This is a genomic window from Tsukamurella sp. USMM236 (assembly GCF_037148755.1).
GTDB lineage: Bacteria > Actinomycetota > Actinomycetes > Mycobacteriales > Mycobacteriaceae > Tsukamurella.
Map to the genome: position 1 here is coordinate 142,624 of NZ_JBBCSS010000004.1, position 25,119 is coordinate 167,742.

Below are 25,119 nucleotides of genomic sequence, written 5' to 3' on the forward strand. Positions count from 1 at the left end.
ATCTACCCGCGCGCGGGCGATGGGGCCGCTAGGCGCGGCCAGGCTCGACCAGGAGGACGGGGATCACACGGTCCGTCTTCTCCTGGTACTCGGCGTAGGGCGGGTAGGCGGCGACGCCGCGCGCCCACCATTCGTCGCGCTCGGCGCCGTGGATCTCGCGCACCGGACCGGAGACCACGGTGGTGCCGTCCTGGACGTCGACCTCGTCGTTGGCGAGCAGCGATGCGTACCAGACGGGGTTGTCGGGCGCGCCGCCCTTCGACGCGAACGCGGCGTACGCGCCGTCGTGCTCGACCCGCATCAGCGGGCGGCGGTAGAGCTTGCCGGACTTGGGGCCGCGATAGGTGAAGACCACCACCGCCATCCCCGCGACCGACACCGAATCGGTGGTCCCGGTCTCGTCGATCTTCGCCAGCTGGTCCGCGACCCAGCCGGCCTTCTCGGTTGCGTATTCACCTTCGAGGGCCATGCCCCCACCCTAGAACGAACTCCGGGACAATGGAGGGCGTGCCAGACTCCCGCCCCGTCGTGACCGTTTCCGTTCAGTTCCCCGACCTTACCGTCGCCGAGTTCGACGGTGTCCGCGCCCGCCTCACGGCCGGGCGCCCCGGCCGGATCGTGGTGCCGCACGAGGCGCACCGCTGGTACGCGGCGTCGTCGGATCCGGAGACGGTCCGCGCGCTGGTCTCGGCGCTGCGGGCCGCGGTCGAGGACCGGAAGCTCTCCTTCGACGACGAGGAGGCCCTGGACGACCTGAGCCAGGAGTACGCGGACTGGCTGGAGGAGTCGGAGGACCGCGACGACGCCGATCCCGGCCCGGTCATGAGCTTCTCGGTGCACCTGCCGGCGCTGGACCGGGAGGAGTTCGCCGCGCTCGCCGATTCGCTGCGCGGCGCGCACTCGCGGCGGATCGTGCTGGGCGAGCAGCGGGGCCTGAGCCATCACGAGCTGTCCGAGCGTTCCCGCATCGCCGCCCGCGTGCCGGGGATCCGCGCGGCGTTGCGGGGCGAGCCGCTCGGCACCGTCGACGCCCAGCCGCTGGTGGCGCTGCTCGACGACTACGCGGCCTGGCTGTCGGCCGTCGACGACGCCGGCTAGGCCCCCGTTCGGGATCGCAACGACGTCCGGCGCCCGCGGACCGGCGACTTCGCTTGAAGCCCTTCGGACGCCCCGCTCCCGGCGCTACCGTGAGACCACCTCGAAGTTAAAGGCGGTTCTCATGTTCCCAGGAGCCTTCGCAGAGCTCTCCCCCGGCAAGCCCGCAGCGATCGACGCCGCCACCGGCGAGATCCTGAGCCACTCCCGCCTGAACGACGAGTCCACCCGGCTCGCGCACCACCTGCGCGCGCTGGGCCTCCGCCCCGGCGACACCGTGGCGATCGTGGCGGGGAACGATCTGCGCATCTTCTCGGCGTACGCGGCCGCGATCCGCAGCGGCTTCTACGTGACGGCGGTGAACGTCCACCTCACCCCGGGCGAGGTGAACTACATCCTCGCCGACTGCGAGGCCAAGGCCCTGTTCGCGGGCGCCGATGTCACGGAGGCGGTCTCGGAGGCACTGCAGCTCCCCGCCCTCGCCGAGCCGGGGCACGCGATCGCGTGGGGCGGCCCGATCGCCGGCTTCGAGGACTACGACGCGGTGCTCGCCGCGGCCGATTCCGCCCCGCTCACCGACCAGCCCCGCGGCACCGACATGCTCTACTCCTCCGGCACCACGGGCCGCCCGAAGGGCATCCGGATCCCGCTGCCGGAGGGGCAGGTGGACGAGGCCCCCGACGCCTACACCGCGATCTTCGCGCCGATGTACGGCATGGACGCCGATACCGTGTACCTCTCCCCCGCGCCGCTGTACCACGCTGCGCCGCTACGCTTCTGCGGCGTGACCATGTCGGTCGGCGGCACGGTCATCATGATGCACCGCTTCGATCCGGAGGAGGCGCTCGCGCTCATCGAGAAGTACCGCGTGACCCACAGCCAGTGGGTGCCCACGATGTTCGTGCGGATGCTCAAGCTCCCGGAGGCCACGCGGGCGCACTACGACTCGAGCAGCCTCAAGGTCGCGATCCACGCCGCGGCGCCGTGCCCCGCCGAGGTCAAGCAGTCGATGCTCGCCTGGTGGGGGCCGGTGATCCACGAGTACTACGCCTCGACCGAGGCGGCGGGAGCCACCTTCATCAGCCCGCAGGAGGCGCTGGAGCGCCCCGGATCCGTGGGGCGCGCCGGGCTGGGCGTCGCCCGGATCTGCGCCGACGACGGTGCCGTCCTCCCCACGGGCGAGGTGGGCACGATCTACTTCGAGCGCGAGCAGATGCCCTTCGCCTACCACAACGCGCCCGAGAAGACCCGCGCCGCACAGCATCCGGACCACGAGAACTGGGCCACCACGGGCGATGTCGGCTACCTCGACGAGGACGGCTACCTGTACCTCACCGACCGCAAGGACTTCATGATCATCACCGGCGGGGTGAACGTCTACCCGCAGGAGTCCGAGAGCGCGCTGATCATGCACCCCGCCGTCGCCGACGTCGCGGTGATCGGGGTGCCGGACGACGAGCTCGGCGAGACCGCGCTGGCGTGCGTGCAGCTCGCCCCTGGCACGGAGCCGTCGGACGCGCTGGCGCAGGAGCTGATCGACTACGCCGGACGGGAACTGGCCCGCTACAAGCTCCCCCGCGCCGTGCGCTTCGTCGACAGCCTGCCCCGCACGCCGACCGGCAAGCTGGTCAAGCGCCTGATCGAGGTGTGATCAGTACACCGGCAGCGACGGATCGACCTGCTTCGCGTAGGCGGTGATGCCGCCCTGCAGGTGCACGGCGTCGCGATACCCCGCACCCTGCACGGCGGCGAGCACCTCCGCGGAGCGGATCCCCGTCTTGCAGTACAGGACCAGCTTCTTGTCGGCGGAGACCTGGGCCAGCCCCTCGCCGGTCTCGAAGGAGCCCTTGGGCACCAGCTTCGCGCCGTCGAGGTGCACGATCTCCCATTCGACGGGTTCACGGACGTCCACCAACTCGTAATCGACACCGGCGGAACCCATCTCCACCAGTTCCTTGGGCGTGATGGTGCTGCCCGCAGCGGCGCGCTCGGCCTCGTCGGAGACCACGCCGCAGAACTCGTCGTAGTCGATGAGCCCGGTGATGCGCGGGGCGGCGGGATCCTTGCGGATCGACAGGGTGCGGTAGCTCATCTCGAGGGCGTCGTAGACCATGAGCCGGCCGAGCAGGGACTCACCGACGCCGGTGATCAGCTTGACCGCCTCGGTGCCCATGATCGCGCCGATCGAGGCGCACAGGATGCCGAGCACGCCGCCCTCAGCGCACGAGGGCACCATGCCGGGCGGAGGCGCCACGGGGTACAGGTCGCGGTAGTTCAGGCCCTGCTTCTCGCCGTTCGGGCCGTCGGGCGCGTCCTCCCAGAAGACGGACGCCTGACCCTCGAACCGGAAGATCGAGCCCCACACGTAGGGCTTGTGCGCCAGCACCGCGGCGTCGTTGACGAGATAGCGGGTGGCGAAGTTGTCGGTGCCGTCGAGGATGAGGTCGTACTGCTCGAAGAGCTCGACCGCGTTCTCGGGCTCCAGCCGGATCGGGTGCAGGTTCACGGTGACCAGCGGATTGATCTCGGCGATGGAGTCGCGCGCGCTCTCGCCCTTCGGCCGGCCCAGGTCGGAGACGCCGTGGATCACCTGACGCTGCAGGTTGGACTCGTCGACCTCGTCGAACTCGACGATGCCGATGGTGCCGACGCCCGCGGCGGCGAGGTACAGCAGCGCGGGGCTGCCGAGCCCGCCGGCACCGATGACCAGCACCTTCGCGTTCTTGAGGCGTTTCTGCCCCGTGACCCCCATCTCGGGGATGATGAGGTGCCGCGAGTAGCGCGCGACCTCGTCGCGGGTCAGTTCGGCGGCGGGTTCCACAAGCGGGGGCAGGGTGCTCACCTCCTGCTCAACGACGGTGCGCCCGCCACCATTCCCGAGGGCACGTGGCGCCCGGGCGGGCGGTCACCGTCGGGCGGGAGGGGCCGTCACTTGAGGACGGGCGCGACCCAGGCGTTGGGCCGGCAGGCGAGGTCGTTGCCGAAGCCCTCGGACTTGTCGAGATCGAAGATGTCGCGATTCTTCACGCCGAAGGACTGCTGCATCATGATCGGCGCGAGTGCGCCCTGCGCGGGGCACGGGACGTGCTGCGGGTAGCCGATGGCGTGGCCGACCTCGTGGTTGATGGCGTACTGCCGGTAGCCGGTGAGGTCACCCTCGAAGGCGGTGGCGCCACGCACCCAGCGGGCCAGGTTCAGGACGACGCGCCCCAGCTCGCCGTTGTAGCAGGACGACTCCAGCTGGATGGTGTAGCCGCAGGCCGAGCGGGTGGTCATCGGCGAGGTCAGCGAGATGGTGAAGGTGGGCGTGCCCTTGTCGATCCGCTGGAAGGCGACGGCGGGGTCGTGGATCCAGCTGCGGGGGTCCGCCAGGGTGCGGTCGATCATCGTCGCGAAGGGCTGGTCGCCGCCCAGCGCGCCCATGTCGACGCCGTCCTCGACGGCGATCATGTAGGTGAAGAGCTGCTGCTTGCCCTCGTCCTGCTTGCCGATGCGGGGCGTGGCGCCGGGGACGACGTGCCAGATGCCCTGCCCCTTCTCCGTGAACGGCCCGCCCTCGGGCAGCACGCCGGCCGGGGGCACGGGGCCCGGCACCGTCTTCGACGGTGCGCCGACGATGGTCTTGCCCGGCGTCGGGTTGCGGGAGAGCTGCCCCTCCGGCGAGGTCTCGGCGGTGTTCTTGGTCCCGAAGGTGTCGCCGCCGAAGGTCAGCACCAGGGCGACCACCGTGAGCACCGCGAGGACCGGCACCGCGTAGGCGCGCCAGCCGTAGGTGCGCAGCAGCCGGCCCAGGCGCCCCTGCTTCGCGTAGACCCGCTCGCGCGGCGGACGGTTGCGGTGATCGCCCGAGGTCGCAGCGGAGGAGTTGATGGGGTCCCACTCGGCCCGCAGCGGCGCACGCCCGTCCGGACGGGGACGCCTCGGGTTCGAAGGACTACTCACGTCGTCAACAATTCCACGATCGGCGCGGTCGGAGTGGAACCGACACGCCCCCGGACCCGGTCAGCGGGGCGATCGGGCCGGTGGGGTGTCCCGACGTTCCGCGGCGGCGATGAGGTCGGCGACGATCCGCGCGGTCTCGGCGGGCTTCTCCATCTGCGCCACGTGGCCCACGTCCTCGAACACCGTCAGCGTGCTGCCCCGGATGTGGCGCACCACCTTCGGCGCGACGCCGACGCTCACCAGCAGGTCCCGCGCGCCCCACACCACCGCGGTGGGCACCGACACCGACCGGGCCGCCGCCCAGTGCGTCGCGCCGAAATCGACGATCCAGCTGCGGACCAGCGCGTTGAAGCTCGCCGCGAGCGCGTCCGGGGCCCACGTCATCGACGCGCGCGCCGCGGCCTGGTCGACGGCCTGCTGCCGTCGCACCGGCCCCATCACCCGCGGATCGACGAGGATCTCGCGGAAGGTCTGGTCGACCTGCCGCTCGGGGTAGGCGCTCGCGATCAGCCGGAACCCCGCCGGACCGATCCCGGGGAGCCGCACCAGCGAGAGCGGGAGGAACTGCAGCCGCCGCACCCGCGGCCGCAGGTCGGGGAACGCCGGGGAGATCAGCGTCAGCGACCGCAGCAGGTCGGGCCGGAGCATCGCGACCCGCACCGCGATCGCGCCGCCGAGCGAGTTGCCGAGCAGGTGCACTCCCCCGCCGCGCACCGCGACGAGGGTCTCCAGGTAGGCGATCACGGTCTGCGCGAACTCCTCGATGGAGTAGTCGCCGTCGACCGGAGGATCCGAGAGCCCGAAGCCGGGCAGGTCCAGGGCGTAGGACGCGGCGACCGGGGCCAGCACCTGCCCGAGGTCGGTCCAATTGATCGACGAGCCGCCGAGTCCGTGGATCATCACCGCCGTGGGCCGCGGATCCGGCTGCGCCGTGATCGCCGCCGCCGCGTCGACGTGGCGCGCGAACACCCGCCGCCCGCGGAGGGTGAGGAATTCCCCGGGCCAGACTTCACTGGTCCGATTCACCTCTGCGAGTACCGACACACCGGGCAGCTTGCCAGAGCAAGCGGGGGTCGGCGCGACGGTCGGGAGTATTGTCGACGGGTCAGGGCCGCTCACGGCCCTGGGAAACGATGAGGTGGAGCACATGGCGGACCTGGGCGCGACGACCGCGGCGGGCGATACCCGCGGCGGGCCGAATCCTGCGCCGCGCCGCACGGCCCGCCTGCCGCGGAGCGCGCGGCGGATCCAGCTGCTGGAGGCCGCGAGCAGCGTCTTCGTCGACCTCGGTTACCACTCCGCCGGCATGGACGAGATCGCCGTGCGGGCCGGCGTCAGCAAGCCGGTGCTCTACCAGCACTTCCCCGGCAAGCTCGAGCTCTACATCGCCGTCCTGGCCGCGCACAGCGAGGCGCTGGTCACCGGCGTCCGCGAGGCGCTGACCAGCTCCACCGACAACCACGAGCGTGTGATCGGTGCGGTCCGCTCCTTCTTCGACTTCGTCGACCGGGACAGCATGGGCTACAAGCTGATCTTCGAGTCCGACGTGCTCGAGCCCGTCGTGCAGGAGCGGGTCGAGGGCGCCGTCGACGCGTGTGTCGACGCCGTCTACGACCTGGTCTCCGAGGACTCGGGCCTCGACCCGTACCGCGCGCGGATGCTCGCCGTGGGGCTCGTGGGCGCCAGCCAGGTCAGCGCCCGGTACTGGCTCTACGCCGACCGCCCCATCCCCAAGGACGAGGCGGTGGCGACCACCGTCGAGCTGCTGTGGGGCGGGCTCAGCCACGTGCCCCTGCAGGCCCAGCGCCGCGCGCAGTAGCGCAGTCCGCCGCCAGTGCGGTCGGTCTCCCACGGATAGCGCAGGAGACCGACCACACGCGCGTTCACGCCGCGCGGTGCATCAGCATCTCGATCGGCCCGCGGGAGAAGCGGCGGGTCCACAGCGCCGAGGCCGCGAGCAGGCACGCCATCACCGCGACGTACACGGCCACCGTGAAGGCCAGCCGGTGCTCCGCGCCGTACCGCGCGGCGAGCCCGAGGCCCCAGCCGTAGCAGAGCGCCGAGGCGATCACGTTCTGCAGCACGTAGCAGCTCAGCGCCGTCTTCCCCACGTTGCTCAACGCGCCGCCGACCCGGCCCACCGTCCGTCGCTGGTAGAACTCCGCGATCAGCGCCAGCAGGCCCAGCGCCACCAGCGGGGCCACCGCGTACCGTCCGACGAAGACCGCCGGGCCCGCGAGTCCCAGTGGCGCACCGGCGATCCCGATCGCGAGGTCGATCGGCGCCGCGATCCCGCCGACCCACATCATCCGGCGCCGGAGGGCGGCACCGTCGGGTCCGAAGAGCCCGCCCTGGAACAGGGCTGCACCCGTGAGGAACATCGCGATCGTCAGCGGGATCATGAAGATCGTCTCCGCGCGGAACAGCAACGCGTGGTCGGCGCGGAAGAGCACCAGGTCCCAGAACGAGCCGTCGGCGTACGGGTTCGCCCGCGCCGTCGCCGGGCCGGTGCCCACGCCGGACCCCTCCAGCATCATCCCGACCGACACCAGCGCGACGACCGACAGGTGCAGCGCGGCGCAGCCCACGGCCCAGCGCAGCCGCACGCGCGGCCGCAGGATCAGCATCGCCGAGACCACGAAGGACACCAGGGCGTAGCCCATGAGCACGTCGAACTCGGCGACGAGCAGGAAGTGCACCAGGCCGTCGAGGAACAGCACCAGCGCGCGGCGCCAGTACCTGCCCGGCCACGGCCGGTCGTGCCGCGCCGCCGAGGCCTGCTGGATCGCCAGGCCCACACCGAACATCAGGCTGAGCAGTCCGAGGAACTTGCCCTGCGCGAGGGTCTGGAGCACCCGGATCGGCAGCGATTCCGCACCGACGGAGTCGAGGTAGCCCACCATGCCGTGGGGCTCGGTGAAGATCCACACGTTCGTACCGAACGTGCCGAGGATCGCGATGCCGCGGGCCACATCGAGCGCGGCGATGCGGCGCGTCGTGGGCGCCGAGGTGCCGACGGTGCCGGCCGGGGCGGGAGTCGAGGTCATGCCCACTACCCTCCCGAACGCACGAGGACCCCGCGACCGCCATCCGGCGGGAGCGGGGTCCATCGTTCGGGGGACTACTCGGCGGAGGTCTCCGCCACGGCACCCTCCGCCTTAGCGGCGCCGGAACGGCGGCGACGGCGGCGCTTGCGGGCCGGGGCGTCGCCCTCGGCACCGTCGTTCGACGGTGCCTGCGACTCCGGCGCGGCGGTGGCGGGCTTCGCCTCGCCGGGGGCACCGTCGGACTTCTGACCGCCGCGGGTTCGCGTGCGCGACCGGGTGCGGGTGCTCTCGCGCTTCTCGCGGGGCTTGCGCTCGACGACCTCGCCCTCGGCGCGCTTGCGCACGCCGGGCAGGCTGCCCTTGACCTTGGGGTCGATGCCCAGGTCGGTGAAGAGGTGCTCGCTGGAGCTGTAGGTCTCCGCGGGCTCGGGCTGGCCGAGTCCGAGCGCCTTGTCGATGAGCTGCCAGCGGTGCAGCTCGTCCCAGTCGACGAGGGTGACGGCGATGCCGGTCTTGCCCGCGCGGCCGGTGCGGCCGATGCGGTGCACGTAGGTCTTGTCATCCTCGGGGCACTGGAAGTTGATGACGTGCGTGACGTCGTCGATGTCGATGCCGCGGGCGGCGACGTCGGTCGCGACCAGCACGTCGATCGAGCCGTCGCGGAACTTGCCGAGCGCCTTCTCGCGCGCGACCTGGCCCAGGTCGCCGTGCACGGCGCCGACCTTGAAGCCGCGCTCGGCCAGCTCGTCGGCCACCTTCTGCGCGGTGCGCTTGGTGCGGGTGAAGATCATGGTCGCGCCGCGGCCCTCGGCCTGCAGCACCTTCGCGACGAGCTCGACCTTGTCGAGGGCGTGGGCGCGGTACACGTACTGCGTGGTGCGCTCGTGCACCGCGGAGTCGTCGTGGTGCTCGGCGCGCACGTGCGTGGGCTGCCGCAGGAAGGTGCGGGCCAGCGTGATGATCGGGCCGGGCATGGTGGCCGAGAACAGCATCGTCTGCCGGTCGGTGGGGACCATCGTGAGGATGCGCTCGATGTCGGGCAGGAAGCCCAGGTCGAGCATCTCGTCGGCTTCGTCGAGCACCAGGATCTGGATCTTGCCGAGCACGAGGTGGCCCTGCTTGGCCAGGTCGAGCAGGCGGCCGGGGGTGCCGACGACGACGTCGACGCCCTTCTGCAGCGCCTCGATCTGCGCCTCGTAGGGGCGGCCGCCGTAGATGGAGGTGATCCGCAGGTCGCGCTCGCCCTTGGTGGTCTGGACGCGGACGCCGTCGGAGGCCTGCTCCAGGTCGTCGGTGACCTGCACGCACAGCTCGCGGGTGGGGACGATGATGAGGGCGCGCGGCGTGCCGTCGAGCGCGCGGAGGCCGTCCTCGCCGACGTCGGCGCGGGCCTGCGTGACCAGGCGGTTGAGCAGCGGGACGCCGAAGCCGTAGGTCTTGCCCATGCCCGTGCGGGCCTGGCCGATCAGGTCGTTGCCGGCGAGCGCGAGCGGGAGTGTCAGCTCCTGGATGGCGAAGGTGCGCTCGATGCCCCGCTTGCCGAGGGCGTCGACGATGCCCTGGTCGACGCCGAGCTCGGCGAAGCTGGGCGAGACGTGATCGTCGCCGATCACGTGGACGTCGGGCAGGCCCTCAGCGGCGGCGGGCTCGGTGTGGATGTCGTTGTTCGCGGTGGTGATGGTTCTGCCTTTCATCGGCGGCGAATGCGTCGCGTTCATTTCTCACGCGCGCACTGTTCCGGCCAATGAATCCCCGGCCCGTTTCTCGGACCGTCATCGTCGCCTCGACGCCCTCGCCGTCAGGCGGTGGGGCGGAGTGCGCGCACAACTACCGGCGACCGAAGTCGATCGCTACCGACCATCGTACCCCGCGCGGCGGCCCGCACTAGCATGTGCACCATGAGCGAACAGTCGCAGGACCGGGGAATCACCGCCGAGCACCCGGGCGTCGCGGCCCTGTTCGCGGTGCTGGCGTACGGCGAGCTCGCCGCGTTCGAGCGGCTCGCCAAGGAGGCCGAGATGGCGCCGGACCTCCGCGGCCGGATCGCCGTCTCGTCGATGGCCGCAGCGCAGATGCGCAACTTCGAGCTGCTGGAGACCGAGCTCGACCGTCGCGGGCAGGACGTGGCGACGGCGACCGCGCCTTTCGTGCCGGTGATCACCCGCTACCACGAGCGGACGGCGCCCCGGAATTGGAACGAGTCGCTGGTCAAGGCCTACATCGGCGACGGGCTCGCCGCCGACTTCTACTCCGAGGTGGCCCGCGCGCTCCCCGCCGAACCGGCCGCGGTGGTCGCGGCGGTGCTCTCCGACACTCGCGAGTCCGACTTCGCCGTCGAGCGGGTGCGCGCGGCGGTCACCGCGAACCCCGCGCTGCGCTCCCCGCTCACGCTGTGGGGCCGGCGGCTGCTGTCGGAGGCCATCACGCAGGCGCAGGAGGTGCTCGCGACGCGCGACGAGCTGGCCGCCCTGCTCTTCGAGCATTCGGGGGACCTGCCGGGCGTGGCGCAGTTCTTCGAATCGCTGCAGACCCGGCACGCCGAGCGGATGGCGACGCTCGGCCTGGGCTGACTGCCCTCAGCAGAATCGACGGCCTCGGCCCGCACGACCGCGGCCCCTGCGGATAGCCTCGTGTCATGGAGATCAAGATCGGTATCGCGGACTCGAACCGCGAACTCGTGGTGCAGAGCAAGGACTCGTCGGAGGACGTGAAGAAGGCCGTCGCCGACGCGCTGGCCGGCCGCACGGAGCTGCTGGAGCTGACGGACGAGAAGGGCAAGCAGTACCTGGTGCCCGCCGCCCGCGTCTCCTACGTCGAGGTCGGCACGAACGAGAGCCGCTCCGTCGGCTTCAACGCCAGCTGACGCAGCCCGTCACGGCGCCGCTCGCTCCGCCGCCGCGGCCCGCGGGTCTGGCATCCCCGCAGCGACGGGGGACGTCCCCGCGGCCGCGCGGCGGTCGAGCAGCGACACCAGCACGAAGCTGAGGCTCACCAGCAGAACCCAGGAGCCGAACTTCCCCGCGTGCACCATCCGCCACGCCTCACCCTGGTCCGGGTAGCGCCACGCGCCGAGGAAGGTCGCCAGGTTCTCGGCGATCCACAGGAAGAACCCGATCAGCACGAACGACAGCGGCAGCGGCATCCAGTAGCGCTGCGCGCCCACCGTGAACCACACCCGGCTGCGCACGGTGACCACCAGGAAGCCCAGCGCGATGACGACCCGCAGGTCGGGCAGGAAGTGGTGGGTGAAGAAGTTCGCGTACGCCGCCAGCGCGAGGACGAGCACCGCCCCGGTCCGGTAGCGGCTCACCGTCAGGTCGAAGCGCCGGAACGCCTGGCAGACGTACGAGCCCACCGCGGCGTACATGAAACCCGCGTAGAGCGGCACCCCCGCGATCTTCGTCAGCGCCGCGTCGGGGTACTCCCACGACCCGACCGCGACCTTGAACACCTCCAGGGCGAAGCCCGCCAGGTGGAAGGCGCAGACCACCCCCAACTCCCGCCACGACTCCCGCTTCGTGGCGACGAACAGCACCTGCACCGCGATGACGTAGAGCAGCAGCGCGTCGTAGCGCGCGAGCGGCGGGTCCCAGCGCGACCAGATCAGCGCCGACCCGGCCAGCCCCACGAAGACGGCGATCGCGAACGCGCAGCACTGCAGCTCGATCCACGCGAACCGCAGCAGCTGCCCGAGGAAGCCCTGCGCGCGGGTCAGCGGGAGGCGCGCCGTCGACATGCCCCGAGTATGCATGCGGCCGGCCCGGCGCCGTCGCCGCTAGGCTCGGGCGCGTGGTGAAACCCGAACGCAGGACCCGCGTCGATCTCGCGGTCTCGGCCGCGATCCTGGTCGCGGTCGTCGTCGCGGGCTTCGTGGCCTGGAACGTCGGCTCCGCGAGCAAGGCGGTCAGCGAGACGGCGCCGGCCCCGTCGACGGTGCCGAGCTCGCTCGTCGAGCTGCCGGCCGCGCTGGCCGAGGCGTGGACCGCGACGTCCGACCGCCCCGCCCTGACGCTCAACGGCGCCCTCGTCCTCACCCGCGGAGGCGAGGTCGCCGGGCACGACCCCGCGACCGGGCAGCGCACGTGGCGGTACCAGCGCGAGACCGACGTGTGCGGGCTCACGGACAACGCCGGCCTCGTGCTCGCGTTCTACCGCGACGTCCGCGGCTGCGGCGAGGTGATGGCGCTCGACCCCGGCACCGGGCAGCGGCGCGCCAGCCGCACCAGCCGCGAGGACCACGACATCACCCTCACCGGCGACGGCAACTACGCCGTCGCGCAGGGACCCACGCGGGTCGACGTCTTCCGCTCGGACCTCGTCCGCACCGTCGAGTACGGCAAGCCCGACGTGCCCGTGAACCCGGGCGTCCAGCCGCGGTCCGGGTGCACGATCGGCTCCGCGCTGCCGGCCGGCGCGTCGATCGCGATCCTCGAGGCGTGCCCCACCGAGCCCTTCCCCCGGCTCACCGTGATCGGCGCCTCCCCGAAGGAGGCGTCCGAGCCGCAGGAGACCTCCTCGGCCGTCAGCCAGGACCTCGGGGACGCGGCGCCCGAGGGCGGCGAGCGCGCCCGGCTCATCACCGCGACCGCGCACGGCGCGGTGGTCTACGTGCCCGCCCAGCAGGGACGCTCCGCGCGGGTGACCACCGTCGACCCGCAGGGCCGCGCGCTGTTCTCCGTGGACGTGACCACCGGCCCGGGCGGCGCGCCGCGCGACGTCCCCGTCGTGACCGAGGCCGGCATCGCCTCGTTCTACACCGGCACCGCGACCGTGGTGATCGACGCCTCCTCACTGGCCGCGGAGATGGTGATCCCGGGGACGCTCGGTCCCGGCGCAGTCGTCGGCGGACAGCTCGTGGTGCCCGGACCCACCTCGCTCAACGCGTACGACCTGACCACGCGCGCCCGGACCCGGTCGACGCCGGTCACCCGGCCCGGCTACACCGACGGTCCCGTGCTGCTCGCCGAGGCGGGCACGACGCTGATCGCGCAGTGGGGTTCGACGGTCCAGGCGTACCGCGCGGCCTGACCGCTAGTCGGCCGCCCAGGTGACCAGCGGCGCACCGTCGGACACGTGGGCCTTGATGCTCTGCGCGAGCTCGCGGTAGGCGGTGGCGCCCTTGTTCTTCCGGCCCGCGAGCACGGTGCGGCCGGCGGCGTTCGCCTCGGCGAAGCGGACGGTGCGCGGGATCGGCGGCGACAGCACGGCGAGGTCGTAGCGGTCGGCGACGTCGGAGAGGATGTCGCGGCTGTGCGTGGTCCGCGCGTCGTAGAGGGTCGCGATGGCGCCGAGCATGCCCAGCTCCGGATTGGTGATCGCCTGCACGTCGCGGACGGTCTTGAGCAGCTGCCCCACGCCGCGGTGCGCGAGCGTCTCGCACTGCAGCGGGATGGCGACGGCGTCGGCCGCGGTGAGGCCGTTGAGGGTGAGCACGCCCAGGCTGGGCGGGCAGTCGATGATCACCACGTCGAACCGGTCCGCGACGTCGGCGAGCGCCCGCTTGAGCGCGTACTCGCGGCCCGCCCGCATGAGCAGGAGCGCCTCGGCGCCGGCCAGGTCGAGGGTGGCGGGCAGCACCGTGACGCCGTCCTCGGTCTCGAGCAGCACCTCGTCGATCGTCTTGTCCCCCAACAGCACATCGTGCACGCTGCGCTCGATGCGGTCGGGGTTGTGGCCGAGCGAGAAGGTCAGGCAGCCCTGCGGGTCGAGGTCGACGACGAGCACGCGCGCGCCGAGTTCGACGAGTGCCGCCCCCAGGCTGGCGACGGTGGTGGTCTTCGCGACGCCGCCCTTCTGATTGGCGACGGCGAGGACGAAGGGCGTGTCACCGGTCATGGTGCGAGGGTACCCACCGATACGGAACGATGGACGGATGAGCACCGGACACCGCCTCGTGTACATCCGCCACGGCGAGACCGCCTGGTCGCGCTCGGGACGCCACACCGGCGCCACCGACGTGCCGCTGACGGAGACGGGCGTCGAGCAGGCGAAGGCGCTGGGCCCCGTCCTCGCGGACCTCGCGCTCGCGGACCCCACGGTGCTCGTGAGCCCGCGGGCGCGGGCGGCGGCGACCGCGGAGCTCGCGGGCCTGACGGTGACGGCGGTCGATCCCGACCTCGCCGAATGGGACTACGGCGACTACGAGGGCCGCACCAGCGCGGAGATCCGCGTCGACGATCCGGGGTGGACGGTGTGGGAGTCCGGCTCCCCCGGCGGCGAGACGCTGGCGCAGGTGGCGGAGCGGGCCGACCGGGTGCTGGCCCGGGCGCGGGCCGCGATGGCCGACGGTGACGTCGTCCTCGTCGCGCACGGCCACCTGGGCCGGGTGCTCACCGCGCGGTTCCTGGGCCAGGCGCCGGAGTTCGGGCGGCACATGATGATCCTGCCCGCCTCGGCCGCCGTATTCGGATTCGACCGCGACGACGTCCCGCAGATCAGCCGATTCGGTCTGACCGGCTACGCGGCCGCGCACTACTCCGGGCGGTAGGCCCGATCAGTCCCGGCGGTACTCGCCCTCGAGCCAGGCCACCGTCGGCGGGGCGAACAGCAGTCCGAGCGCCGCGACCGAGACCACGATGAGCGGGATGAACAACTCGGGGCGGCCCTGCGAGACCGCGCCGCTGATGCCCGCGAAGCCGAGCAGGAGGTTCGTCAGCACGCCGACGGTGCGCCCCCAGCGCAAGCCGCGGAGCAGCGCGATGCCGCCCGCGAGCACGCCGAGGCCCATCGGGATCATCCAGAAGGCCATGCCGTAGGCGCCGGTCGTGGTGTCGGCCGAGCCGGTGATGCCGCGGATCAGCTCCACCACGCCGAGGACCAGGGCCGCGAGGCCCTCGAGCGCGACGATCACGCCCGCGGCCCGGACGGTGCCGGGGGCGGCGGTGCGGGTGTCGCCGGAGCGCTTGCTGCGGGAGCGGGTGGCGGCCGGGCGGGATTCGCCGCCGCTTCCGTTGGTCGATGTCACGACCCCAGGGTATCGGGGCGGCCTGGGTAGGCTGCTCGGTGTGCGCGCCCTGTTGATCGTCAACCCCAACGCCACGTCCATCACCGCAGCGGGCCGAGACCTCGTGGCGATGGCGTTGGCGTCCACGCTCGACGTCACCCTGGCGCAGACCGAACGGCGCGGCCACGCGGCCGAGCTCGCCGCCGCGGCCCGCGACGAAGGCACCGAGCTGGTGATCGTCCACGGCGGCGACGGCACCGTCAACGAGGTGGTGTGCGGCATCCTCGGCCAGGAGGGGCTGCCGGGCGGCCCCGACCCCGTCCACCCCGACACCCTGCCCGCCGTCGCCGTGATCCCCGGCGGCAGCGCGAACGTCTTCGCGCGCTCACTCGCGGTCCCCCGCGACCCGCTGCAGGCCACCGTGCACCTCACGGACCTGTTGGCGCGCCGCAGTTTCCGCACCATCGGCCTCGGCTGCGCCGACGAGCGCTACTTCCTCTTCAACGCCGGCGTCGGCGTGGACGCCGAGGTGATCGCCAACATGGAGGCGCTGCGCGACAAGGGCAAGGCCGCCACCCCGTCGCGGTACGTGCGCACCGCCGTCCGCACCTTCTTCTCCGCCGCGCGGCGCGAGCCGCAGCTCACCGTCCACCTGCCCGGCGAGGAGCCGGGAACGTGGCAGGACATCGACGGGGTGCACTTCGCCTTCGTCTCGAACGCAAGCCCGTGGACCTTCCTCAACAATCGCGCGGTGTTCACCAACCCGGGGACGGATTACGGCACCGGGCTGGGCGTGTTCGCGTCGCGCTCCATGCGCACGATCCCGAACCTCATGCTGGTGCGGCAGATGCTCTCGGCCCGCCGCACCAAGGGCCCGACGGTGCGCCACCTCGTCCGGCACGACGACCTGCCCGAGCTGCGCGTGAGCAGCGCGGTCCCGGTGCCCGCGCAGGTCGACGGCGACCACCTCGGCGACCGCACGGAGGTGCGGTTCTGGTACTCGCCGGAGCGGATCCGCGTGCTGGCCGACCTGCCGCCGCTGCCTCGCGTGCGCTGATCCCCGCCGCCCGCTGGGGCCCCTCCGCCGGGCCGATTCCCGCCGACTCGGCGTGACCCGCTCGGATGGGCGAAGTGAGCGATTCGTCACGACCGCGCAGAAACCTATTGCAAACCTGCAGCGTGTGCGGATATATTTGCGGGCACGCCGCTGAACCGGCAGCAGTGTAGTACACCCCTCGGAAGAGGGTTCTCACCGCCCCCGCTGTGAGATCCCCCACCTCTGAGTCGGAATCTATTGACTCCTGCTGGGAACGTGGAAATATTCATGACGTAACAGCGCGGAAACAGTTCGGTTCCCTCCGCGTTAACAGCCTGGAAATTCGGTGCCGGATCGGCGCCTGCGATGAGTGGCGCGCGAGCGCGCCTGAAGGAGTGTACTGACATGGATTGGCGCCACAAGGCCATCTGTCGCGACGAGGATCCCGAGCTGTTCTTCCCCGTGGGCAACAGTGGTCCGGCCATCGCGCAGATCGCGGACGCCAAGCTGGTCTGCAACCGCTGCCCCGTGACCGCCGAGTGCCTGTCCTGGGCCCTCGAGTCGGGTCAGGACGCCGGCGTGTGGGGCGGCATGAGCGAGGACGAGCGTCGCGCGCTGAAGCGCCGCAACGCGCGCACCCGCACGCGCACCGCTGTGTAACACGTTCCGCTTTCGTCGAAGGCCCGGTGGATCCTCCACCGGGCCTTCGTCGTGCGCGGGCCTAGACGGGCTGCAGCGGAACCCGCACCACCGCGTCGGTGCCACCGTCGCGCGAGGTCAGGCTCAGCTCGCCGGCCAGCTCCGACTTCACGAGCGTCTGCACGATCTGCAGCCCCAGGCGGTCCGAGCCCTCGAGGCTGAACCCGGGGGGCAGGCCTGCGCCGTCGTCCCGGACGGTGACCTCGAGCATCCGGGTGGACCGGTGCGCCAGCAGTTCGATGGTGCCCGACTCCCCCGGCTCGTAGGCGTGCTCAACCGCGTTCTGGATCAGTTCGGTGACGACCATGACCAGCGGCATCGCCCGGTCCGCGTCGAGCAGGCCCACGTCGCCCCGTCGGACGACGGTGACCGCCGCTGAACCGCCCGCCGGGGCCACGTCGGCCATGATCGGGATCAGCCGGTCGATCACCTCGTCGATGTCGACGTGCTCGTCGACGCTCATCGACAGGGTCTCGTGGACCAGCGCGATCGACGCGACCCGGCGGACCGACTCGTTGAGCGCGCGCTTGGCCTCGTCGTTGCGCGTGCGCCGGGCCTGCAGCCGCAGCAGCGCGGAGACCGACTGCAGGTTGTTCTTCACCCGGTGATGGATCTCGCGGATCGTCGCGTCCTTGGAGATGAGGGCGCGGTCGCGGCGCTTGAGCTCGGTGACGTCGCGCAGCAGCACCGCTGCACCCCCGGGACGCCCGCCCGGATGCAGGCCGAGCACGCGGAGCACGACGGTGACGCCGCCCTTGGTGAGCTCGATCCGGGAGCCCTCGCCGCGCTCGAGCGCACCGTCGAGCGCGATCGTGAGGTCCTCGGACTCGAAGGTGTCGCCCACCAGCTCGGCGGTCACCTCGGACAGGATGCTGCCCTCGAGGTCGGTGGGAGCACCCATCCGGCGGTACGCCGACTGCGCGTTCGGGCTGGCGAACACCACGCGCCCCTGGGCGTCGAGGCGGATGAAGCCGTCGCCCGCGCGGGGCTCGGCCTCGCCCGTGGGCAGGTCCTCCGGCTCGGGGAAGGCGCCCTCGGCGACCATCGTGCACAGGTCGTCCGCGCACTCCTTGTAGGCCACCTCGAGCGGGCTCGGCGTGCGCGGGTGTGTGACGTTGAAATCGCGGGTCAGCACGGCGATCACCTCGCCGTTCGACGGCACCGGGACGGCCTCGCGGCGCACGCGTGCGGGACCGGTCCAGGCCGGGGTGACGCCCTTGACCACGTCGGCGCCCTCGAACGCGGCGTGCAGGGTGGGCGCCTCCCAGGGCGGCACGACGACGCCGACGCCGTCGGAGTCGTACACGGTGGGGGTGGTGTTGGGCCGGCACTGCGCGATGCAGATGTACGCGGGATCGGTGGTGTCGCCCTCGGGGTCGTTGCGGACCCAGAGGCGCAGGTCGGCGAACGAGAGGTCGGCGAGGAGCTGCCACTCGCCGGCGATCCGCTGCAGGTGCCGAGCGGCGCGCCCCGGGAGGTCCGTGTGGATCGCCAGGAGGTCGGCGAGGGAGGCCATGGGACCGCCTTTTTGTCGTCGTCGGTGCCGTCGTGAAACAATAGCCGGTACTGCGAAGAAGCTTCAGGACAGGAAGGAGACCGCCATGGGAAAGCGTGGACGTAAGAAGCGCGCGCGGAAGAAGAACGCCGCGAACCACGGCAAGCGCCCGAACTCCTGACCTTCAGGTTTCACGTGACTTGCGCACGAGGGCCCGTCGACATCACGTCGACGGGCCCTCGTCATGTTCGCGCTGCGCCGCACCGGCTACTCGGGGCGGAAGCGCACCTCGGTGTGCCGGATGCTGATGGTCAACCGCTCCCGCAGCCCCTCGGGCGCACGATCGCCGCCGCACTTGCGGTTCACCAGCGACTTGATCTGCTGCTCGATGCCGTAATGCGACAGGCACTGCGAACAGCCGTCGATGTGGGCCTTGAGGCGCTCCTTGGCCGCCGAGTCGCACTCGTTGTCCAGGAGCAGCCAGATGTCCGCCATCACCGCGGAGCAGTCGAGCTCCAGGTCCGGGTTACCGTCCGACGAGTACGTCACTTCTCGACCTCCTGAGCCGCGGCGCCCTCGGCACCGTCGGAATCCTGCCCCCGGAGGAAGCCGCGCTCGCGCGCCACGCCCTCGAGCTCGGCGCGGAGCTGCCGCCGGCCGCGATGCAGCCGCGACATGACCGTGCCGATGGGGGTACCCATGATCTCGGCGATCTCCTTGTAGGGGAATCCCTCCACGTCGGCGTAGTACACCGCCATGCGGAACTCCTCGGGGAGCTTCGCGAGAGCCTGCTTGATCTCGTCGTCCGGCAGTGCGTCCAGTGCCTCGATCTCCGCGGAGCGCAGGCCGGTGGAGCTGTGCTCCGCCGTGGCCGCGAGCTGCCAGTCGGTGATCTCGTCGGTGGGGTACTGCGCGGGCTGCCGCTGCTTCTTGCGGTAGCCGTTGATGTAGGTGTTGGTGAGGATCCGGTACAGCCAGGCCTTGAGGTTGGTGCCCTTCTTGAAGCTGCGGAAGGCGCTGTAGGCCTTCACGTAGGTCTCCTGGACCAGGTCCTCCGCGTCGGCGGGGTTGCGGGTCATCCGCAGCGCGGCGCCGTACAGCTGGTCGAGCAGCGGCAGCGCCTCGGCCTCGAACCGTGCCGTGAGCTGCTCCGGCGTCTCGGTCACCTCGTCGGGGGCCGAGTCCAGATCCGCTACGTGCGTGATGTCCCCGTCCGTCATACCGTCGAAGGCTACCGGTCGCTCGAGGACCGCTGCGCCGCTACCTGTACTCACGACCTCTGCAACAGCGCGATGCGTCGGCTTGTTCCCAGGTCGCGCTGAGGGCCGCGGGCCGTGTCGCGAGGGCGCCGCGATCCGGGCCGTCGCCGGACCGGCGGGGCGGGTGACCTTCCCGCGAGGGTATGCGGGCGACGCATACCCTCGAAACACCAGGTAGAAGCCCCGCAGGGGAATCGGGTCATGCGGTTCTCGCATACCCGAGTCGGTATTGGGTGCTGCTCGAGCGAAATCGGGTCGCGCCGCTGGTCCGCGCGCATCGCGCTGAACCCGAGGGGGACCTGCTTGACTGAACGGATGGGGAAGAAGAACGCCGCGGCGACGCCGGCGATCGCGGCGCTGCAAGCCGCGGGGATCGAGTTCCGGATCCACGAGTACGCGCACGACCCGCGGGCGGAGTCCTTCGGCGGCGAGGCCGCGGAGGCGCTGGGGCACGACCCGGCGCGGGTGTTCAAGACGCTGGTCATCGACGACGGGAAGCAGCTCGCCGTGGCGATCGTGCCCACGTCGGGCAAGCTCAGCCTCAAGGCTGCGGGCGCCGCGCTGGGCCTGCACCGCCCGGCGATGGCCGACCCGGCCGACGTGCGGCGCGTGACCGGCTACGTGCTCGGCGGCGTCTCCCCGTTGGGGCAGCGCAAGCGCCTGCCGACCGCGATCGACGAGTCCGCGCTCGGCTTCGAGACCGTCTTCTGCTCCGCGGGCCGACGGGGCCTGGAGGTCGAGTTGGCACCGTCGGACCTGGTCGCCGCGACCTCGGCGACGGTGGCGCCGCTCGCCGCGCCGTGATAATCAGGGGTGACTAGCGGCCCGCCCGGGTTTGGCGGCGGACGCAGCGGAAAGTAGGTTCGTGGTATGGCCAGCTACTTCGTCACGGGCGGGACGGGCTTCATCGGCCGTGCCGTCGTGGCGCGGCTCGCCGCCGCGGACCGGGACGCCACCATCTATCTGCTGGTGCGCGACGCCTCCCTCCCCCGGTTCGAGCGGCTCATCGCCGATCTGGGCCACCAGCTCGCCCCCCAGGTCGTGCCGGTCGCGGGCGACGTCGTGGAGCCGGGCCTGGGCATCACGCCGGGCGACCTGCCCGAGCACGTCGACCACGTGATCCACCTCGCGGCCGTCTACGACATGGAGGCCCCCGAGGAGCTGCAGGAGCTGACCAACGTCGGGGGCACGCGGAACGTCCTGGAGCTGGCGGGCCGGCTCGGCGCCACGATGCACCACGTCTCCTCGCTGGCCGTCGCCGGCAACCACGAGGGGTGGTTCTCGGAGGCCGACTTCGACGTCGCGCAGTTCTTCCCCACCCCGTACCACCGCACCAAGTACGAGGCCGAGCGCCTGGTCCGCGAGTCGGCGGTGCCGTGGCAGATCTACCGGCCGTCCATCGTGGTGGGCGATTCGATGACGGGCGCGATCGACAAGATCGACGGGCCGTACTACTTCTTCCCGTTCCTGCGCCTGATGGGCACCATCCCGCACCACCTGCACGTGCCCTTCGCCAACCTCGGATACACGAACATCGTGCCCGTGGACTTCGTCGCGGCGGGCATCGCCGCGCTGGTCACCGCGCCGCCGGCGCCCGGCACCGTCTACCACCTGGCGGACCCCAAGGGCCAGAGCATGGCCACGATCTACGACGCGATCGCCCCCGCCTTCTCCGGCCCGAAGACACTGCCGGTCCCCAGCGCGCCGCTGGGCGAGTTCGCGGCGCGGATCGGCCGCCGGGGCGAGGTGCGGGCGCTCCGCGACACGATCGCGCGCCAGTTGGGGCTGCCGCCGATGATCCTGGACCACCCGTTCTACAACACCCGGTTCGACTCGGAGGCCACGCACCGCGCGCTGAGCCGGTACGGCGTGGCACTGCCGCGCCTGAAATCCTACGGGCCGCGGCTGTTCCGCTACTGGGCGGAGCACCTGGACCCGTCGCGCAACCGCCGCGACGACCCGCGCGGCCCGCTCGTGGGCAAGCACATCCTGCTCACCGGCGGCTCCTCCGGCATCGGCCGCGAGGCGGCCAAGCAGGCGGTCCTGAAGGGCGCCAACGTCTTCATCGTCGCGCGCAAGCCCGAGGACCTCGCCGACGCGGTGCTGCGGATCGAGGCCGAACCCGGGATGCCCGGCGTACCCAAGGGCATCGTCCGGGCGTACCAGTGCGACGTCACCGATCCGGAGGCCGTGCGCACCACCGTCGCCCAGATCCTCGCCGAGCACGGCCACGTGGACGTGCTCGTCAACAGCGCCGGCCGGTCCATCCGGCGGGCCACCGTCGATTCCGTGGACCGCGCGCACGACTACCAGCGCACCATGGCCGTGAACTACTTCGGCGCCGTGTACCTGATCCTGGAACTGTTGCCGCACATGGTCGCCCGCAAGTCGGGGCACGTGGTCAACGTCTCCTCCATCGGCGTGCAGGTGCGCGGCCCCCGGTTCGCGGCGTACATCGCCTCGAAATCGGCGCTGGAGGCGTTCAGCGATATCACGGCGGCCGAGACGATGTCGGACCACGTGACCTTCACCAACATCCACATGCCGCTCACCCGCACGCGCATGATCGAGCCGACCGACGCCTACGACAACGCGATGGCGCTGTCGGTGGAGAAGGCCGGCCAGATCGTGGTGCGCGCCATCGTCGAGCGGCCCCGCCGCATCGACACCCCGCTCGGCACGTTGGCCCAGTTCGGCCAGTTCCTCTCCCCGCGCATCGCCGCCGCGGCGCAACACCAGGGGTACCTCCTGTTTCCGGAGCCCGAGGGCGACACGGAGGGGGCGGCCAAGGTCGTCGAAGTCGATGTGGCCGAGGTGGACACGCCGCGGGGCCGGCTCGCCGCGGCCGGCGCGGCGACCAAGGACCTCTCGAAGGACATCTCCACCGCCGCCGTCAGTCCCCTGTTCGGCATCTCGGGCGATCAGGGCCTGCGCCGGATCGCGCGCAAGACGCTCAATCGGATCCCCGGCATCAACTGGTAGACGCTCCGCGGCCGACAGCGGCTGCGCACCGGCGCGTGTGCACCGTCGACCACACGTGAGGTGGTCAACGGTGCACACGGTCAGGAGCCACCAACGCCCGCGGCGTGCAGCCCGCGAGGGCGCGGACCTCCCGGGTCAGGTGGGCCTGGTCGGCGTAGCCCGACGCGGCCGCCACCTCGGCCAGCGCGCGGCCCGCGCGGATCGGCCCGACGGCCCGCTGGAAGCGCTGGATCCGCGCGAGGGTCTTGGGGCCGTAGCCGAAGGACCGCCGGGCCAGGCGGTGCAGCGCCCGCTCGTCGAGCCCCGTCTCCGCCGCGACATCCCCGACGGTGCGGCCCGCCCGCAGCCGGACCGCGACCGCGCCGATCCGCCGGTCCAACTCGACCCCGTCGAGGAGCGCGGCCGCGATCGCCTCCGGATCGACGGTGCGCGGAATCCGCCTGGGCGACAGGATGTCCGCGAGGTCGACGCGCCGCCCGGTGAGCTCGTCGGCGGCGATCCCCAACAGCTGCGGCAGCATCCCGGAGGGGAAGCGCAGGCCGTCGAGCCGCGCACCGTCGTATCCGGTCGTCCGGGCGGCGACGGCGTCCGGGCCCGCGACGATCGGCGCACCGTCGACGACGATGACGTCCATGCACCCGTCCGGCAGGATCAGCGCCGGCGCCGCGCTGCCCACCGAGGTCCACCGGATAGCCCCGGGGACCGACGACGGCCACTCGCTGTACACCGTTCGAGTATGTCCGAAACGTTCAAGACGCGGGCCGCGGCGCGACATACCGTGGCGGCATGACAGAGCGACTGCGTTTCGACGCGATCGGCATGGTTGCCGAGGACCTGCCCGCATCCCTCGCCTTCTACCGGAGGCTCGGACTCGACATCCCCGACGGCGCCGAGGAGCAGCCGCACGTGGAGGCGGAGCTGCCCGGCGGGATGCGGCTGATGTGGGACTCCGTCGCGGTGATCCGCACGATGGAGCCCGGCTGGGTCAAGCAGCCGGGACAGAATGCGACGCTGTGCGTCAAGTGCGCGTCGCCCGCCGTGGTCGACGAGGTGCACGCCGAGCTCGTCGCCGCGGGCAGCCCGAGCGCCATGGACCCGTTCGACGCGCCGTGGGGGCAGCGCTACGCGGGCGTCCTCGACCCCGACGGCTACCAGGTTCAGCTCTTCGCCTGGCAGTAGTCGCGGACCGGGCGCGGGCGCCGTCGAAGGTGCCTATCGTGGGAGGCGAACCGTTCCCGTCCCCCACAAGGAGATCCGACGATGCCCGACATCCAGTACGCCGTGACCGACCCCGCCACCGGCGAGGTGCTGCAGACGTACCCCACCGCGGAGCCCGCCGAGGTCGAGGCGGCGATCGACGCGGCGTCGCGCGCCGCGCGGACGTGGCCGCAGCAGTCGACGGTCTCCGAGCGGGCCGCCCTGGTGCGCCGCGTCGCGGAGCTGCACACCGAGCGCCGCGAGATGCTCGCCGGGATCATCCAGCGGGAGATGGGCAAGCCGCTCGAGGACGCGCTCGGCGAGGTCGACTTCTCCGCCGCGATCTACACCTACTACGCCGACAACGCGGAGAAGTTCCTCGCCGACCAGCCGCTGGATCTGCTCGAGGGTGACGGCACCGCGGTGATCCGCCGCTCCCCCATCGGCGTGCTGTTCGGGATCATGCCGTGGAACTTCCCCTACTACCAGGTGGCGCGGTTCGCCGGCCCGAACCTGGCCGCGGGCAACACGATCCTGCTCAAGCACGCGCCGCAGTGCCCCGAGTCGGCCGAGGCGATGCAGCTGATCTTCGACGAGGCGGGCCTGCCCTCGGGCGCGTACGTCAACATCCGCGTCAGCAACGAGCAGGCGGCGGACATCATCGCCGACCCGCGGGTCGCCGCGGTCTCGCTGACCGGCTCGGAGCGCGCCGGCGCCGCGGTCGCGGAGGTCGCCGGCCGCAACCTCAAGAAGTGCGTGCTGGAGCTGGGCGGCTCGGACCCGTTCATCGTGCTCTCGACGGACGACCTGGACGCGACCGTCGACGCCGCCGTCGCCGGCCGCCTCGACAACACCGGCCAGTCCTGCAACGCGGCGAAGCGGTTCATCGTGCACGCCGACCTCTACGACGACTTCCTCGCGAAGTTCACCGGCAAGCTGCTCGCCGCCGGCGACGGGATCGCGCCGCTGTCCTCCGAACGAGCGGCGATCGGGCTGGAGCAGCAGGTCAATCAGGCCGTGGAGGCCGGGGCGAACCTCGCCATCGAGGGCCGCCGCGACGGCGCCTTCTTCCCGCCCGCCGTGCTCACGAACGTCACCGAGGACAACCCGGCGTTCCGGCAGGAGCTGTTCGGGCCCGTCGCCACCGTCTACCGCGTGGCGGGCGAGGGCGAGGCGCTGGCGCTCGCGAACGACACCCCGTTCGGCCTCGGCTCCTACGTCTTCACCACCGACCCGGAGCAGGCCGCCCGCATCGCCGACGGCATCCAGGCCGGCATGGTCTTCGTCAACGGCGTGCTCGCCGAGGGCGCCGAGCTTCCCTTCGGCGGCGTCAAGCGCTCCGGCTTCGGCCGCGAGATGGGCCCGCTGGGCATCGAGGAGTTCCTCAACAAGAAGCTGATCCGCACCATCAAGTAGGTCGACGG

At 71.8% G+C, this 25,119-nt stretch carries 27 protein-coding genes; 14 read left to right on the plus strand and 13 right to left on the minus strand.

Annotated elements, in window-relative coordinates:
* Positions 1 to 28: 28 nt before the first annotated feature.
* Positions 29 to 469 (minus strand): nitroreductase/quinone reductase family protein, encoded by a 441-nt coding sequence (locus tag WFK95_RS14770; protein WP_224647917.1) that lies wholly within the window; start codon positions 467 to 469, stop codon positions 29 to 31.
* A 38-nt stretch (positions 470 to 507) separates the two neighbouring features.
* On the opposite strand from WFK95_RS14770, the gene WFK95_RS14775 reads away from it, so the two are divergent.
* Together WFK95_RS14775 and WFK95_RS14780 are read left to right on the plus strand one after the other, a co-directional pair.
* Complete coding sequence (locus WFK95_RS14775; protein ID WP_336671137.1) at positions 508 to 1,098, plus strand: hypothetical protein; 591 nt, start codon at positions 508 to 510, stop codon at positions 1,096 to 1,098.
* Between the two features lie 121 nt (positions 1,099 to 1,219).
* Positions 1,220 to 2,746, plus strand: a complete 1,527-nt coding sequence (locus WFK95_RS14780; RefSeq protein ID WP_336671138.1) for an acyl-CoA synthetase — start codon at positions 1,220 to 1,222, stop codon at positions 2,744 to 2,746.
* On the opposite strand, the gene moeZ is transcribed toward WFK95_RS14780, so the two are convergent.
* From moeZ to WFK95_RS14795, 3 genes are all read right to left on the minus strand, one after another.
* Positions 2,747 to 3,928: an adenylyltransferase/sulfurtransferase MoeZ gene (gene moeZ, locus WFK95_RS14785; protein WP_336671303.1), complete on the minus strand. Its 1,182-nt coding sequence runs from the start codon at positions 3,926 to 3,928 to the stop codon at positions 2,747 to 2,749. It abuts the gene before it with no gap.
* Between the two features lie 95 nt (positions 3,929 to 4,023).
* Complete coding sequence (locus tag WFK95_RS14790) at positions 4,024 to 5,037, minus strand: DUF3152 domain-containing protein (RefSeq protein WP_224647914.1); 1,014 nt, start codon at positions 5,035 to 5,037, stop codon at positions 4,024 to 4,026.
* A 60-nt stretch (positions 5,038 to 5,097) separates the two neighbouring features.
* Complete coding sequence (locus tag WFK95_RS14795; protein WP_336671139.1) at positions 5,098 to 6,081, minus strand: alpha/beta fold hydrolase; 984 nt, start codon at positions 6,079 to 6,081, stop codon at positions 5,098 to 5,100.
* Positions 6,082 to 6,184: 103 nt separating this feature from the next.
* On the opposite strand from WFK95_RS14795, the gene WFK95_RS14800 reads away from it, so the two are divergent.
* The gene (locus WFK95_RS14800; protein WP_224647912.1) at positions 6,185 to 6,856 is read left to right on the plus strand and encodes a TetR/AcrR family transcriptional regulator; all 672 of its coding nucleotides are present in this window, start codon (positions 6,185 to 6,187) and stop codon (positions 6,854 to 6,856) included.
* A gap of 64 nt (positions 6,857 to 6,920) precedes the next feature.
* On the opposite strand, the gene WFK95_RS14805 is transcribed toward WFK95_RS14800, so the two are convergent.
* Both WFK95_RS14805 and WFK95_RS14810 read right to left on the minus strand, forming a co-directional pair.
* Positions 6,921 to 8,084 (minus strand): DUF418 domain-containing protein, encoded by a 1,164-nt coding sequence (locus tag WFK95_RS14805; protein ID WP_224647911.1) that lies wholly within the window; start codon positions 8,082 to 8,084, stop codon positions 6,921 to 6,923.
* 74 nt (positions 8,085 to 8,158) lie between these two features.
* Positions 8,159 to 9,778 carry a DEAD/DEAH box helicase gene (locus tag WFK95_RS14810; RefSeq protein ID WP_224647910.1) on the minus strand — a complete coding sequence of 540 codons (1,620 nt, stop codon included), beginning with the start codon at positions 9,776 to 9,778 and terminating at the stop codon, positions 8,159 to 8,161.
* A gap of 204 nt (positions 9,779 to 9,982) precedes the next feature.
* Here WFK95_RS14810 and WFK95_RS14815 point away from each other — a divergent pair, with 204 nt between their 5' ends.
* Positions 9,983 to 10,654, plus strand: coding sequence for a ferritin-like fold-containing protein (locus WFK95_RS14815; RefSeq protein WP_224647909.1), 672 nt, complete (start codon positions 9,983 to 9,985; stop codon positions 10,652 to 10,654).
* Between the two features lie 65 nt (positions 10,655 to 10,719).
* Entirely contained in the window at positions 10,720 to 10,947 is a 228-nt protein-coding gene (locus tag WFK95_RS14820; RefSeq protein ID WP_224647908.1) for a DUF3107 domain-containing protein, read from the plus strand.
* Between the two features lie 9 nt (positions 10,948 to 10,956).
* On the opposite strand, the gene WFK95_RS14825 is transcribed toward WFK95_RS14820, so the two are convergent.
* The gene (locus tag WFK95_RS14825) at positions 10,957 to 11,820 is read right to left on the minus strand and encodes a DUF817 domain-containing protein (RefSeq protein WP_224647907.1); all 864 of its coding nucleotides are present in this window, start codon (positions 11,818 to 11,820) and stop codon (positions 10,957 to 10,959) included.
* Positions 11,821 to 11,873: 53 nt separating this feature from the next.
* Between WFK95_RS14825 and WFK95_RS14830 the strand changes: the two genes are divergently transcribed.
* Positions 11,874 to 13,112 (plus strand): Rv3212 family protein, encoded by a 1,239-nt coding sequence (locus WFK95_RS14830; RefSeq protein ID WP_224647906.1) that lies wholly within the window; start codon positions 11,874 to 11,876, stop codon positions 13,110 to 13,112.
* A 3-nt stretch (positions 13,113 to 13,115) separates the two neighbouring features.
* Here the strand turns inward: WFK95_RS14830 and WFK95_RS14835 are convergent, their stop codons facing one another.
* Positions 13,116 to 13,919 carry a ParA family protein gene (locus tag WFK95_RS14835; RefSeq protein ID WP_224647905.1) on the minus strand — a complete coding sequence of 268 codons (804 nt, stop codon included), beginning with the start codon at positions 13,917 to 13,919 and terminating at the stop codon, positions 13,116 to 13,118.
* A gap of 37 nt (positions 13,920 to 13,956) precedes the next feature.
* On the opposite strand from WFK95_RS14835, the gene WFK95_RS14840 reads away from it, so the two are divergent.
* Positions 13,957 to 14,571 (plus strand): acid phosphatase, encoded by a 615-nt coding sequence (locus WFK95_RS14840; RefSeq protein ID WP_224647904.1) that lies wholly within the window; start codon positions 13,957 to 13,959, stop codon positions 14,569 to 14,571.
* Between the two features lie 6 nt (positions 14,572 to 14,577).
* Here WFK95_RS14840 and WFK95_RS14845 read toward each other — a convergent pair whose 3' ends face one another.
* Positions 14,578 to 15,048 (minus strand): hypothetical protein, encoded by a 471-nt coding sequence (locus tag WFK95_RS14845; RefSeq protein WP_224647903.1) that lies wholly within the window; start codon positions 15,046 to 15,048, stop codon positions 14,578 to 14,580.
* A 40-nt stretch (positions 15,049 to 15,088) separates the two neighbouring features.
* Here WFK95_RS14845 and WFK95_RS14850 point away from each other — a divergent pair, with 40 nt between their 5' ends.
* The gene (locus WFK95_RS14850; RefSeq protein WP_336671140.1) at positions 15,089 to 16,084 is read left to right on the plus strand and encodes a diacylglycerol/lipid kinase family protein; all 996 of its coding nucleotides are present in this window, start codon (positions 15,089 to 15,091) and stop codon (positions 16,082 to 16,084) included.
* 384 nt (positions 16,085 to 16,468) lie between these two features.
* Entirely contained in the window at positions 16,469 to 16,723 is a 255-nt protein-coding gene (locus tag WFK95_RS14855) for a WhiB family transcriptional regulator (RefSeq protein WP_013125780.1), read from the plus strand.
* Between the two features lie 61 nt (positions 16,724 to 16,784).
* Here WFK95_RS14855 and WFK95_RS14860 read toward each other — a convergent pair whose 3' ends face one another.
* Positions 16,785 to 18,278 carry a sensor histidine kinase gene (locus WFK95_RS14860; RefSeq protein ID WP_224649468.1) on the minus strand — a complete coding sequence of 498 codons (1,494 nt, stop codon included), beginning with the start codon at positions 18,276 to 18,278 and terminating at the stop codon, positions 16,785 to 16,787.
* Positions 18,279 to 18,363: 85 nt separating this feature from the next.
* Here WFK95_RS14860 and WFK95_RS24765 point away from each other — a divergent pair, with 85 nt between their 5' ends.
* On the plus strand, positions 18,364 to 18,438 hold the full coding sequence (locus tag WFK95_RS24765; RefSeq protein WP_370452957.1) for a 50S ribosomal protein bL37: 75 nt from the start codon (positions 18,364 to 18,366) through the stop codon (positions 18,436 to 18,438).
* 86 nt (positions 18,439 to 18,524) lie between these two features.
* Here the strand turns inward: WFK95_RS24765 and rsrA are convergent, their stop codons facing one another.
* Both rsrA and WFK95_RS14870 read right to left on the minus strand, forming a co-directional pair.
* Positions 18,525 to 18,806 carry a mycothiol system anti-sigma-R factor gene (gene rsrA, locus WFK95_RS14865; RefSeq protein ID WP_259142387.1) on the minus strand — a complete coding sequence of 94 codons (282 nt, stop codon included), beginning with the start codon at positions 18,804 to 18,806 and terminating at the stop codon, positions 18,525 to 18,527.
* On the minus strand, positions 18,803 to 19,477 hold the full coding sequence (locus WFK95_RS14870; RefSeq protein ID WP_224649466.1) for a sigma-70 family RNA polymerase sigma factor: 675 nt from the start codon (positions 19,475 to 19,477) through the stop codon (positions 18,803 to 18,805). Before WFK95_RS14870 ends, rsrA begins: the two co-directional genes overlap by 4 nt.
* Positions 19,478 to 19,831: 354 nt before the next feature.
* On the opposite strand from WFK95_RS14870, the gene ybaK reads away from it, so the two are divergent.
* Entirely contained in the window at positions 19,832 to 20,320 is a 489-nt protein-coding gene (gene ybaK / locus WFK95_RS14875; RefSeq protein ID WP_336671304.1) for a Cys-tRNA(Pro) deacylase, read from the plus strand.
* A gap of 66 nt (positions 20,321 to 20,386) precedes the next feature.
* Positions 20,387 to 22,498 (plus strand): SDR family oxidoreductase, encoded by a 2,112-nt coding sequence (locus tag WFK95_RS14880; protein WP_336671141.1) that lies wholly within the window; start codon positions 20,387 to 20,389, stop codon positions 22,496 to 22,498.
* Between the two features lie 64 nt (positions 22,499 to 22,562).
* Here the strand turns inward: WFK95_RS14880 and WFK95_RS14885 are convergent, their stop codons facing one another.
* Positions 22,563 to 23,225 carry a helix-turn-helix domain-containing protein gene (locus WFK95_RS14885; protein ID WP_336671142.1) on the minus strand — a complete coding sequence of 221 codons (663 nt, stop codon included), beginning with the start codon at positions 23,223 to 23,225 and terminating at the stop codon, positions 22,563 to 22,565.
* Positions 23,226 to 23,284: 59 nt separating this feature from the next.
* On the opposite strand from WFK95_RS14885, the gene WFK95_RS14890 reads away from it, so the two are divergent.
* A complete protein-coding gene (locus WFK95_RS14890; protein WP_336671143.1) occupies positions 23,285 to 23,677 on the plus strand; it encodes a VOC family protein in 393 nt (130 codons plus the stop codon).
* Positions 23,678 to 23,758: 81 nt separating this feature from the next.
* Positions 23,759 to 25,111 (plus strand): NAD-dependent succinate-semialdehyde dehydrogenase, encoded by a 1,353-nt coding sequence (locus WFK95_RS14895; RefSeq protein WP_224649454.1) that lies wholly within the window; start codon positions 23,759 to 23,761, stop codon positions 25,109 to 25,111.
* Positions 25,112 to 25,119: the final 8 nt, after the last annotated feature.

Bases quoted from the DNA above. Each gene is read 5' to 3' on its own strand.
- WFK95_RS14805 (WP_224647911.1), bottom strand. From the start codon at position 8,084: ATGACCTCGACTCCCGCCCCGGCCGGCACCGTCGGCACCTCGGCGCCC.
- WFK95_RS14820 (WP_224647908.1), top strand. From the start codon at position 10,720: ATGGAGATCAAGATCGGTATCGCGGACTCGAACCGCGAACTCGTGGTG.
- WFK95_RS14835 (WP_224647905.1), bottom strand. From the start codon at position 13,919: ATGACCGGTGACACGCCCTTCGTCCTCGCCGTCGCCAATCAGAAGGGC.
- ybaK (WP_336671304.1), top strand. From the start codon at position 19,832: ATGGGGAAGAAGAACGCCGCGGCGACGCCGGCGATCGCGGCGCTGCAA.
- WFK95_RS14870 (WP_224649466.1), bottom strand. From the start codon at position 19,477: ATGACGGACGGGGACATCACGCACGTAGCGGATCTGGACTCGGCCCCC.
- WFK95_RS14825 (WP_224647907.1), bottom strand. From the start codon at position 11,820: ATGTCGACGGCGCGCCTCCCGCTGACCCGCGCGCAGGGCTTCCTCGGG.
- WFK95_RS14890 (WP_336671143.1), top strand. From the start codon at position 23,285: ATGACAGAGCGACTGCGTTTCGACGCGATCGGCATGGTTGCCGAGGAC.
- WFK95_RS14880 (WP_336671141.1), top strand. From the start codon at position 20,387: ATGGCCAGCTACTTCGTCACGGGCGGGACGGGCTTCATCGGCCGTGCC.
- WFK95_RS14810 (WP_224647910.1), bottom strand. From the start codon at position 9,778: ATGAAAGGCAGAACCATCACCACCGCGAACAACGACATCCACACCGAG.
- WFK95_RS14860 (WP_224649468.1), bottom strand. From the start codon at position 18,278: ATGGCCTCCCTCGCCGACCTCCTGGCGATCCACACGGACCTCCCGGGG.
- WFK95_RS14770 (WP_224647917.1), bottom strand. From the start codon at position 469: ATGGCCCTCGAAGGTGAATACGCAACCGAGAAGGCCGGCTGGGTCGCG.
- WFK95_RS14895 (WP_224649454.1), top strand. From the start codon at position 23,759: ATGCCCGACATCCAGTACGCCGTGACCGACCCCGCCACCGGCGAGGTG.
- WFK95_RS14800 (WP_224647912.1), top strand. From the start codon at position 6,185: ATGGCGGACCTGGGCGCGACGACCGCGGCGGGCGATACCCGCGGCGGG.
- WFK95_RS14855 (WP_013125780.1), top strand. From the start codon at position 16,469: ATGGATTGGCGCCACAAGGCCATCTGTCGCGACGAGGATCCCGAGCTG.
- WFK95_RS14840 (WP_224647904.1), top strand. From the start codon at position 13,957: ATGAGCACCGGACACCGCCTCGTGTACATCCGCCACGGCGAGACCGCC.
- WFK95_RS14780 (WP_336671138.1), top strand. From the start codon at position 1,220: ATGTTCCCAGGAGCCTTCGCAGAGCTCTCCCCCGGCAAGCCCGCAGCG.
- WFK95_RS14815 (WP_224647909.1), top strand. From the start codon at position 9,983: ATGAGCGAACAGTCGCAGGACCGGGGAATCACCGCCGAGCACCCGGGC.